The sequence below is a fragment of the Rhodanobacter ginsenosidimutans genome (assembly GCF_042655685.1).
Lineage (GTDB): Bacteria > Pseudomonadota > Gammaproteobacteria > Xanthomonadales > Rhodanobacteraceae > Rhodanobacter > Rhodanobacter ginsenosidimutans.
Genome location: NZ_JBHSMM010000001.1, coordinates 1838606 through 1849750, shown reverse-complemented (window position 1 = coordinate 1849750; position 11145 = coordinate 1838606). Strand labels below are relative to the sequence as shown.

At 65.8% G+C, this 11145-nt stretch carries 5 protein-coding genes and 1 pseudogene; 5 read left to right on the top strand and 1 reads right to left on the bottom strand.

Translation table 11 applies throughout. The features are described from left to right. Window positions 1-38 precede the first annotated feature (38 nt). Both ACFPK0_RS08110 and ACFPK0_RS08105 read left to right on the top strand, forming a co-directional pair. Complete coding sequence (locus ACFPK0_RS08110) at window positions 39-1220, top strand: efflux RND transporter periplasmic adaptor subunit (RefSeq protein WP_377339681.1); 1182 nt, start codon at window positions 39-41, stop codon at window positions 1218-1220. Window positions 1221-1499: 279 nt separating this feature from the next. Next, on the top strand, window positions 1500-4673 hold the full coding sequence (locus ACFPK0_RS08105; protein ID WP_377339679.1) for a multidrug efflux RND transporter permease subunit: 3174 nt from the start codon (window positions 1500-1502) through the stop codon (window positions 4671-4673). A 239-nt stretch (window positions 4674-4912) separates the two neighbouring features. Here the strand turns inward: ACFPK0_RS08105 and ACFPK0_RS08100 are convergent. Next, window positions 4913-6211: pseudogene (locus ACFPK0_RS08100) on the bottom strand (acyl-CoA dehydrogenase family protein). Between the two features lie 165 nt (window positions 6212-6376). Between ACFPK0_RS08100 and ACFPK0_RS08095 the strand changes: the two are divergent. The 3 genes from ACFPK0_RS08095 to metH are packed head-to-tail and all read left to right on the top strand — an operon-like array spanning window position 6377 to window position 11121. Next, window positions 6377-7306, top strand: a complete 930-nt coding sequence (locus tag ACFPK0_RS08095; RefSeq protein ID WP_056080957.1) for an ArsR/SmtB family transcription factor — start codon at window positions 6377-6379, stop codon at window positions 7304-7306. Between the two features lie 46 nt (window positions 7307-7352). Continuing rightward, window positions 7353-8429: a homocysteine S-methyltransferase family protein gene (locus tag ACFPK0_RS08090; protein WP_377339676.1), complete on the top strand. Its 1077-nt coding sequence runs from the start codon at window positions 7353-7355 to the stop codon at window positions 8427-8429. A gap of 1 nt (window position 8430) precedes the next feature. Beyond that, window positions 8431-11121 carry a methionine synthase gene (metH, locus tag ACFPK0_RS08085; protein ID WP_377339674.1) on the top strand — a complete coding sequence of 897 codons (2691 nt, stop codon included), beginning with the start codon at window positions 8431-8433 and terminating at the stop codon, window positions 11119-11121. Window positions 11122-11145 lie beyond the last annotated feature (24 nt).

Sequence of the window (11145 nt, the reverse complement as noted above, 5' to 3'; positions counted from 1 at the left end):
CCACTCTTCCCCGATTCGAGCATCGTTCTGGAGCCGCCATGAAGTCCTCCCTACTGCGCGCACCGTTGTGCCTCTGCCTGCTTGCCCTCGCGGCGTGCAGCGGCAAAGGCAAGGAACAAGGCCCGCCGCAAATGCCCCCGCCGGAAGTGGGCGTGCTGAAGGTACAGCCGCAAAACGCACCCCTGACGCGCGACCTGGTGGGGCGCCTGTCGCCCTATCGCAGCGCCGATGTACGCGCCCGCGTTGCCGGCGTACTGCTGAAGCGCACGTACGAGGAAGGCACCGACGTCAAGAAAGGCCAGCTGCTTTTCCAGATCGACCCGGCGCCGTTGAAGGCATCCCTCAATGCCGCGCAGGCATCGCTGGCGCAGGCGCAGGCCACGGCAACCAACGACAAGGTCACCGCGCAGCGGGTGCGTGAGCTGGCCCCGAAGGGCTACGTGTCGAAAGCCGATCTCGACAACGCGCTGGCCGCCGAACGCAATTCCGCCGCCGCCGTGCAGGCTGCGCGCGCCAACGTGGAAACGGCCCGCATCAGCCTGGGCTACGCCAACGTGACCTCGCCCATCGACGGTCGCGCCGGCCAGCAGCAGGTCACCGAAGGCGCGCTGGTAGGCAATGGCGAAGCCACCCTGCTCACCACGGTGGACCAGATCGATCCGCTGTACGTGAACTTCACCATGAGCGTGGCCTCGCTGGAGAAGATGCGCAGCGCGCAGCGCAGCGGCGACGTCACCCTCGCCGGCGCAAACAAGACCAGCGTGCGGATCACCCTGCCCGATGGCAGCACCTATGCGGAACCTGGCGTGCTGGATTTTTCCGACACCTCGGTCAACCCGGCCACCGGCGCGGTGAACCTGCGCGCCACCATCCCCAACCCGCAACGCACGCTGTTGCCCGGCATGTACGTCACCCTGACCGCCAACCTCGGCCAGCAGCACAAGGTGTTCCTGCTGCCGCAGGCAGCGGTGCAGCGTGACACGGTCGGCGCCTACGCGATGGTGGTTGGCGCCGATGGCAAGGTCGTGCGCAAGGACCTCACCACCAGCGACATGCGTGACGGCCAGTGGGTGGTCAACGACGGCCTCGCCGCGGGTGATGCGGTGGTGGTCTCCGGCCTGCAGAAGGTCAAGGCCGGCGCACCGGCCAAGGCCACGCCGTGGCAGCCTGCGCCACCCGCCGGCGCCAAGTCGGCCGCCAAAGCCCCGAGCGGCAAGTAACGGAAGAGAGCCTGCTCATGATCCCCAAGTACCCCGCGTTGCCCTCGAGTGGTCGTCAGGTGGCAGCGCATGGCGCCGCCCTGACTGGCCGTCAGGGCAAGCCACGCGCTGCCGCATGGCGGCCACTCGAGGGCAACCCGCAGGGCCGGGTCTGTTTGCCCGCATGCCTGCGTCATCACTCAGTCGTGGACGGACGTCCACTCCTTCCTTCTTCCTTGGCCTACGCGCAAACAGATCCCTGCGCGGGGCGCTTGGGGACCATGAACAGGCTCTAAGATCATGCCGAGTTTCTTCATTGACCGCCCCATTTTCGCGTGGGTGGTGGCCATCCTGATTTCGCTGGGCGGCGTGCTGGCGATCCTCAACATGGGTGTGGAATCGTACCCGTCGATCGCCCCGCCGTCGGTCACCGTCAGCGCCACCTACCCCGGTGCCAGCGCGGCCACCACCGAGAAAACCGTCACCCAGGTGATCGAGCAGCAACTGACCGGCATCGACCACCTGCTGTATTTCAGCTCGTCGTCCAGCGCCAGCGGTCGCGCCAGCATCACCCTGACGTTCGAAAGCGGCACCGACCCGGACATCGCCCAGGTGCAGGTGCAGAACAAGGTGGCGTTGGCCACCCCGCGCCTGCCCTCGGAAGTAACCCAGCAAGGCGTCGTGGTGGCCAAGGCGAACGCCGGCTTCCTGATGGTGGTGGCGCTGACGACGGACAATCCGGAGATCGACCGCAACCGCCTCAACGACATCGTGGGTTCCAGCGTGCTGGACCAGATCGCACGCGTACCCGGCGTGGGCAGCACGCAGCAGTTCGGTTCCGAATACGCCATGCGGATCTGGCTGAACCCGGACAAGCTGCAAGGCTACAACCTGTCTGCCACCCAGGTGCTCGCCGCGATCCGCGCGCAGAACGTGCAGTTCGCCGCCGGTTCGCTGGGCTCCGACCCCGCGCCGGAAGGCCAGGGCCTCAGCGTCACGGTATCGACCGAAGGGCGCTTCACCACGGCCGAGCAGTTCGCCGACATCGTGCTGCGTGCCAACAGCGACGGCACCACGGTCAAGCTGGGCGACGTTTCGCGGATCAGCTTCGGCCCCGGCAGCTACGGCTTCGACACCAGTTACGAGGGCAAGCCGATCGGCGCGTTCGCGATCCAGTTGCTGCCCGGCGCCAACGCGCTGGACGTGGCCACCGCGGTACGCGCCAAGATGGACGAGCTGGCACCCAGCTTCCCGCAGGGCGTGACCTGGTTCAGCCCGTATGACAGCACCAGTTTCGTGCGGATCTCGATCAACGAGGTGATCCACACGCTGATCGAGGCGATCATCCTGGTGTTCCTGGTGATGCTGCTGTTCCTGCAGAACTTCCGCGCCACGATCATCCCCACGCTGGTGATCCCGGTAGCCCTGCTGGGCACGTTCCTGGGCATGCTGGTGCTGGGCTTCACCATCAACCAGTTGACCTTGTTCGGCATGGTGCTGGCCATCGGCATCGTGGTGGACGACGCGATCGTGGTGATCGAGAACGTCGAACGCATCATGACCGAGGAAGGCCTCTCGCCACGCGACGCCACGGTCAAGGCAATGGGCCAGATCACCGGCGCCGTGGTGGCGATCACGGTGGTGCTGGCGGCGGTGTTCGTGCCCTCGTCGCTGCAGCCGGGCGCCACCGGCGTGATCTACAAGCAGTTCGCGCTGACCATCGCGGTGTCGATGGGCTTCTCCGCGTTCCTGGCCCTGTCGTTCACGCCGGCGCTGTGCGCCAGCTTCCTGCAGCCGGAACACCACAAGAAAAAGAACATCGTTTTCCGCAAGTTCAACGACATGTTCACCTGGATCACGAAGACCTATACGGGTCACGTCCACGGTGCGGTGAGTCATGCGCCGCGCTGGATGATCGTGTTCGTGGCGGTGGCCGTGCTGGGTGGTTTCCTTTACTCCCGCCTGCCCGGCAGCTTCCTGCCCGAGGAGGATCAGGGCTATGCGCTGGCGATCGTGCAGTTGCCGCCCGGCGCGACGCTGCAGCGCACCGCCAAGGTGATGAAGCAGATGCGCGACATCCTGGACAAGGACGAGGCGGTCGCGGGCGTGCTGCAGGTCACCGGCTTCAGCTTCGTCGGCTCGGGTGAAAACGTCGGCATGAACTTCATCAAGCTGAAGGACTGGGACGACCGCAGCGCCTCGGCCGCCGAATTCATCGGCCGCGCCAACGGCGCCTTGCAGCAGATCCGCGACGCGCAGGTCTTCGTGGTCAACCTGCCGACGGTGCAGGGCCTGGGACAGTTCGGCGGCTTCGACATGTACCTGCAGGACCGCAGCGGCGCCGGTCGCGACGCGCTCACCCAGGCGCGCAACACCTTGCTGGGCAAAGCCAGCCAGAGTCCCATGCTGGTGGGCGTGCGTCCCAATTCACTGGAGGACGCGCCGCAGTTGCACCTGGACGTCGACCGTATCCAGGCGCAATCGATGGGCCTGTCGGTGGGCGATATCTACAACGCGGTCGGCCTGATGCTGGCGCCGGTCTACGTCAACGACTTTGCCTACGGCGGGCGCGTCAAGCGCGTGATCATGCAGGCCGATGCACCGTATCGCATGGGCCCGGATGCGCTGGATCACTTCTTCACCCCCAGCTCGCAGCTCACCGCCAACGGCACGCCGGCGATGATCCCGCTGTCGAACGTGGTGCACACCGACTGGATCGTGTCGTCACCGTCGCTGACCCGCTACAACGGCTATTCCGCGGTGGAAATCGTCGGCTCGCCCACGCCAGGGCATTCCTCGGGCGAGGCGATGGCCGAGATGCAGAAGATCGTCAACGACGACCTGCCCAAGGGCTTCGGCTACGACTGGACCGGTCAGTCCTACCAGGAGATCCTCTCCGGCAACGCCGCCACCTTGCTGATGGTGCTGTCGATCGTGATCGTCTTCCTGGCTTTGGCGGCGCTGTACGAAAGCTGGTCGATCCCGATCGCCGTGTTGCTGGTGGTGCCGCTGGGCATTCTGGGCGCGGTGGTGTTCACCCTGTTGCGTGGCCTGCCCGACGACATCTACTTCAAGATCGGCATGATCACGGTGATCGGCCTGGCCGCGAAGAACGCGATCCTGATCGTGGAGTTCGCGGTGGCCGAACAGCAGGCCGGGCGCACCCTGCGCGAAGCCACCGTCGACGCGGCCCGACTGCGCCTGCGGCCGATCCTGATGACCTCGCTGGCCTTCATCCTGGGCGTGTCGCCGCTGTTCTTCTCCACCGGCGCCGGCGCCAACGCCCGCCACGCCATCGGTACCGGCGTGATCGGCGGCATGCTGTTCGCCACCTTCCTGGGCGTGCTGCTGATCCCGGTGTTCTACATCGTGGTGCGACGCCTGCTGGGCGACAAGCTGGATGGCGATACGCCGGCCAAGCCCGCACTGGATGGGCCGAGCACGTTCGACTCCGATCCGCGACGCGGCGCCTGATCCCCGGCAACAACGAAAAGCCCGGCAGGAAACTGCCGGGCTTTTTTGTGTCATCGCCAGCGCAGGGCCGCCGCCAAATCCCGTTCATCCTGAGCGTAGGCCGAAGGCCGAAGTCGAAGGACATGCCAGTGCGCAGCCACGTTTGGCGGCGCTTCGACTCCGCCCGCTGCGCGGGCTACGCTCAGCGCGAACGGTTGGGGGTGAGTCAACCGCGGCGGGTGCCTGCTCCCGCGTGCCAATCAGCGCAACCCTGTTTCCGCCCGCGCAATCACCATCCGCTGGATCTCGCTGGTACCCTCGTCGATCTCGGTGATCTTGGCGTCGCGGTTGAGCGTTCCAGCGAAAGCTGCCAAAGGCAGCTTGCTGGAGCGCGGCGTTTAGCGCAGACCTGTTTCGGCCCGCGCAATCACCATCCGCTGGATCTCGCTGGTGCCTTCGTAGATCTCGGTGATTTTCGCATCGCGGAAGTAACGCTCCAGCGGCATTTCTTTCGAATAGCCCATGCCGCCGTGGATCTGCACCGCCTGGTGCGCGATCCACATCGCGGCTTCCGAGGCGGTGAGCTTGGCCACGGCCGCCTCGGTGCCGAAGCGGCCACCGCGTTGCTCAGCTTCGCCCTTGGCCCACGCCGCGCGCAGGGTCAGCAGCGTGGCGGCGTCGAGCTTGCACTTCATGTCGGCGATCTTGGACTGGGTCATCTGGAAGCTGCCGATCGGTTGGCCGAAGGCCTTGCGGTCGCGCGACCATTGCAGGGTGGCCTCGTAGGCGGCGCGGGCGATGCCGACCGCCTGCGACGCGATGCCGATGCGCCCCGCGTCAAGCACGCCCATCGCGATCGAGAAACCCTTGCCCTCCTCGCCCAGCAGGTTCTCCTTCGGCAGCACGTAATCGGTGAACTCGATCTCGCAGGTGGCCGAGGCGCGGATGCCCAGTTTCGGTTCGGTCTTGCCCGCATGGAAGCCGGGTAGTTGCGTGTCGATGATGAAGGCCGACACGCCCTTCGCGCCGATGCCCGGCGTGGAGATGGCAAACAGCACGATGTAGCGCGCCACGGGGCCGGAGGTGATCCAGCTTTTCTTGCCATTGATCACCCAGTCACCGCTGGCGTTCTTCGTGGCGCGCGTGTGCATGGCCGAGGCGTCGGAACCCGATTGCGGTTCGGTCAACGCATATGCGCCGATCGCCTCGCCGGTGGCGATGGCGCGCACGTATTTCTGCTTCTGTTCCTCATTGCCGTGCTTGAGGATGCCGTGGCAGAACAGCGAGTTGTTCACGCTCATCACGGTGGCGGTGGCCGCGTCGGCCGCGGCGATCTCGATCATCGCCAGCACATAGGCGATCGGGTCCATGCCGGCGCCGCCGTAGGCTTCGGGCACTTCCACGCCCATCAAGCCCAACTGGCCCATTTCGCGGATGTTCTCCAGCGGAAACTCGGCGCGGGCGTCGAACTCGGCCGCCACCGGCGCAATGCGCTTTTGCGCGAAATCACGGGCGATCGACTGGATCGACAATTGCTCTTCGGTAAACCGGAAATCCACGGGCGCCTCCAAAGTTACGTCAGCAACCATTTTAGAACGTAAGAAGTGAAAGCCTCTGTGCGAACGCAACATGGCCCGACAGCGGGTTGCGGCATGGCCTCTGCTTGACGCATCGCACCACCCGGCCTAGCCTTGTCATCTTTCTATCGCGATAAAGGGATGACGATGGATCTCGCTACCGCCTCCGGCGTGCTGCGGCTACTCGCCGATCCCACCCGGGTGCGCCTGCTGGCCCTGCTCGAAAACGAGGAGCTGACCGTCGCCGAACTGGCCGCCGTGCTGCATCTGGCGCAGCCGCGCGTATCGACCCACCTGGCCAAGCTCAAGGAAGCCGAGCTGGTGCGCGACCGCCGCGCCGGCGTGTCCGCCTATTATCGCGCCAACAACGAGGGCGACGAACACCAGCATGCGCTGCTGCGCTCGCTGCGCGAAAGCATCGACGACGCGTTGCTGCGCGAGGACGCCGCGCGCCTGCCCGGCGTACTGGCCCAGCGCGCCCGCGAACAGGGCTGGGCCGACACCGTGGCCGGCGACATGGAGCGCCACTATTCGCCCGGTCGGACCTGGGAAACCGTGGCCCGCTCGCTGCTGCAATTGCTGGCCACCGGCGACGTGCTGGACATCGCCTCCGGCGACGGCGTGACCGCCGAACTGCTGGCCCCGCATGCGCATTCCATCGTCTGCGTGGATTCCAGCGAGCGCGTGGTCGAAGCCGCCGCCAAGCGACTCAAGCCGTTCACCAACGTGCAGGTGCTGCAGGGTGACATGCACGCACTGGAGCTGGGTGACCAGCGCTTCGACCTGGTGTTGATGCTGCACGCCCTGACCTACGCCGAGGACCCCGCCGGTGCCATCGCCGAAGCGGCCCGCATGCTGCGCCCCGGTGGTCGTCTGCTGGCGGCGACGTTGGGCCGGCACGACCATCGGGCCGCCGTGGAGCCCTTCGACCATCGCAACCTGGGATTCAGCAGCGACCAGCTGGAAGGTTTCGCGCGCGCCGCGGGGCTGGAGGTACTGAATTGCTCCCGCCTCAGTCGCGAACGCAAGGCCCCGCATTTCGAAGTCATCAGCCTGCTGGCACGCAAACCGTCATGACCCCCGACTTTCCTTTTCGCCACCCTGATCAAACGAGCATTGCCCCATGAGCGCCCTCCCCTGGATCCACCCCGAACGCGTCGCCCTGCTGGAGGCGGCACTGGCCACGCGCATCCTCATCCTCGACGGCGGCATGGGCACGATGCTGCAGGCGCACCAACTGGATGAAACCAGCTTCCGCGGTGAGCGCTTCGAGTACGGCCACGACGGCCACGCGCACGACCATGCCGGCAGCTGCGATCTGAAAGGCAACAACGACCTGCTCTCGTTGACCAAGCCCGAGATCATCCGCGGCGTGCACGACGCCTACCTCGAAGCCGGTGCCGACCTGATCGAAACCAACACCTTCAACTCCACCCGCATCAGCCAGGCCGACTACAAACTGCAGCACCTGGCGCAGGAACTGAACCGCGAAGGCGCCAGGCTGGCCCGCGCCGCCTGCGACGCGATGACCGCGAAAACGCCGGACAAGCCGCGCTTCGTCATCGGCGTGCTCGGCCCCACCAGCCGCACCGCCTCGCTGTCGCCGGATGTCAACGATCCGGGTTTCCGCAACGTCACGTTCCAGGAACTGGTGGAGAACTACACCGAATCGGCGAGCGGCCTGATCGAAGGCGGCGCCGACGTGCTGATGGTGGAAACCATCTTCGACACCCTGAATGCCAAGGCCGCCCTGTTCGCGCTGAGCGAACTGTTCCACCAGCGCGGCGCACGCATGCCGGTGATGATCTCCGGCACCATCACCGACCGCTCCGGCCGTACGCTCTCGGGCCAGACCGCCGAAGCGTTCTACTACTCGGTGCGCCACGCGCGGCCGCTATCAGTGGGTTTCAATTGCGCGCTGGGCGCCGAGGACCTGCGCCCGCACCTGCAGACGCTGGCGGGCGTCGCCGAAAGCTACGTCAGCACACATCCCAACGCCGGCCTGCCGAACGCCTTCGGCGAGTACGACGAAACGCCGGAGGAGATGGCCCGCGTGATCGGCAGCTTCGCCCGCGAAGGCTTGCTGAACCTGGTCGGCGGCTGCTGCGGCACCACGCCGGCGCACATCAAGGCGATTGCCGAAGTGGTGCGCGATTGCGCACCCAGGGCGCCGCTCTCACTGGCCACGGAGGCCGCATAACATGACACGCCACACCCGCCTCTCCGGCCTCGAACCGCTGGTGATCACGCCCGACCTGTTGTTCATCAACGTGGGCGAGCGCACCAATGTCACCGGCTCGGCGCAGTTCAAGAAACTGATCAAGGAAGAGCGCTACGACGAGGCCGTCGAAGTCGCCCGCCAGCAGGTCGCCAACGGCGCGCAGGTGATCGACATCAACATGGACGAGGGCCTGATCGACTCCGAGGCGGCGATGACCCGCTTCGTCAACCTGATCTCGTCCGAGCCCGACATCGCCCGCGTGCCGTTCATGATCGACTCGTCCAAGTGGACGGTGATCGAGGCCGGCCTGCGCTGCCTGCAGGGCAAGGGCATCGTCAATTCCATCTCGATGAAGGAAGGCGAAGCCCCGTTCCTGGAGCAGGCGCGCAAGGTGCAGCAATACGGCGCCGCCGCCGTGGTGATGGCGTTCGACGAACAAGGCCAGGCCGACACCATCCAACGCAAGGTGGAGATCTGCTCGCGCGCCTACGAACTGCTGACGAAGGAACTCGACTTCCTGCCCGAAGACATCATCTTCGACCCCAACATCTTCGCCATCGCCACCGGCATCGAGGAGCACAACAACTACGCGGTGGACTTCATCGAAGCCACCCGCGAGCTGAAAAAGCGCTTCCCGGATTGCCACATCTCCGGCGGCGTCTCCAACGTGTCGTTCTCGTTCCGTGGCAACAACATCGTGCGCGAGGCGATCCATTCGGTGTTCCTGTACCACGCGATCCGCGCCGGCATGGACATGGGCATCGTCAACGCGGGCGCGCTGACGATCATGGACGACATCGACCCGCCGCTGCGCGAGCGCGTCGAGGACGTGGTGCTGAACCGCCGCGAGGACGCCACCGAGCGCCTGCTTGAGATCGCCGACAACTACAAGGGCAAGCGCGGCGCCGCCGAGGTCGAGACGCTGGAATGGCGCGAGAAGGACGTGCGCTCCCGGCTCAGCCACGCACTGGTCCACGGCATCGACCAGTACGTCACCGAGGACACCGAGGAAGCGCGGCAGATGTCGACGCGCCCGCTCGACGTGATCGAAGGCCCGCTGATGGACGGCATGAACGTGGTCGGCGACCTGTTCGGCGCGGGCAAGATGTTCCTGCCGCAGGTGGTGAAATCCGCCCGCGTGATGAAAAAGGCCGTGGCCTACCTGCTGCCGTACATCGAGGCGGAAAAGCTGCGCACCGGCGACACCGGCAAGAACAACGGCAAGATCGTGATGGCCACGGTCAAGGGCGACGTGCACGACATCGGCAAGAACATCGTGGCCGTGGTGCTCCGCTGCAACAACTTCGAGGTGATCGACCTGGGCGTGATGGTGCCCGCGCAGAAGATCCTGGAGACCGCGATCGCCGAAAAGGCAGACATGATCGGCCTGTCCGGCCTGATCACGCCGTCGCTGGAAGAGATGGCCAACGTGGCCAAGGAAATGCAGCGGCAGAACTTCCACGTGCCGCTGCTGATCGGCGGCGCCACCACCTCGCGCGCACATACGGCGCTGAAGATCGAGCCGCACTACAAGGCCGGCACGGTGTGGGTGAAGGACGCCTCGCGCGCCGTCGGCGTGGCACAGTCGCTGGTGAGCAAGGACCTGGTCGGTGATTTCCTGGCCAAGGTGCGCGTGGAATACGCCGACGTGCGCGAACGCCATCGCAACCGCGGCCCCGGCAAGAAACTGGTGTCGCTGGAGAAGGCACGCGCGCAGCGCTTCAGCTGCGACTGGGCCGCCTACGAGCCGCCGCAGCCCAAAAAACCCGGCATCACCGTATTCGACGACTACGACCTGTCAGTCATCCGCCGCTACATCGACTGGACACCGTTCTTCCAGGCATGGGAGCTGGCCGGCCACTACCCCGCCATCCTCACCGACGAGGTCGTCGGTGCCCAGGCCACCGAGCTGTTCCGCGACGCCCAGGCGATGATGGACAAGATCATCGGCGAAAAATGGCTCACCGCCCGCGCCGTGGTCGGCCTGTGGCCGGCCGCCAACATCATGGATGACGTGGAGATCTACACCGACGCCAGCCGCACCACGGTGCTCGCCACCCTGCACAGCCTGCGTCAGCAAGCCGACAAGCCACCCGAACGCCCCAACCTGTGCCTCGCCGATTACATCGCGCCGAAGGAGTTCAACAAGCCCGACTGGATCGGCGGCTTCGCGGTCACCGCGGGCCTGGGTATCGAGGAACACCTCAACCGCTTCCTGGCCGACTACGACGACTATTCCTCGATCATCCTGAAGGCGCTGGCCGACCGCCTGGCCGAAGCATTCGCCGAGCACATGCACGAACGCATGCGCAAGGAATTCTGGGGCTTCGTGCCGGAAGAGGCGCTCGACAACGACGCGCTGATCGCCGAGAAATACCGTGGCATCCGCCCGGCCCCCGGCTATCCCGCCTGCCCCGAGCACACCGAGAAGAAAACCCTGTTCGCGCTGCTGGACGCCACCAAAAACGCCGGCATCGAACTCACCGAAGGTTTCTCGATGTACCCCGCCGCCGCGGTCTCGGGCTGGTACTACTCGCACCCCGACAGCCAGTATTTCGTGGTCGGCCGCCTGAGCAAGGAGCAGATCGAGGACTACGCACGCCGCAAAGGCTGGACCCTGGCCGAAGCCGAGCGCTGGCTGGCCTCCAACCTCGACTACGAGCCCGAATAAGCGTGGTTCTGCAGGAGCGCACCC

Coding starts and splice junctions, on each gene's coding strand:
- ACFPK0_RS08110 (WP_377339681.1), top strand. CDS start 39: ATGAAGTCCTCCCTACTGCGCGCACCGTTGTGCCTCTGCCTGCTTGCC.
- ACFPK0_RS08090 (WP_377339676.1), top strand. CDS start 7,353: ATGAGCGCCCTCCCCTGGATCCACCCCGAACGCGTCGCCCTGCTGGAG.
- ACFPK0_RS08105 (WP_377339679.1), top strand. CDS start 1,500: ATGCCGAGTTTCTTCATTGACCGCCCCATTTTCGCGTGGGTGGTGGCC.
- metH (WP_377339674.1), top strand. CDS start 8,431: ATGACACGCCACACCCGCCTCTCCGGCCTCGAACCGCTGGTGATCACG.
- ACFPK0_RS08095 (WP_056080957.1), top strand. CDS start 6,377: ATGGATCTCGCTACCGCCTCCGGCGTGCTGCGGCTACTCGCCGATCCC.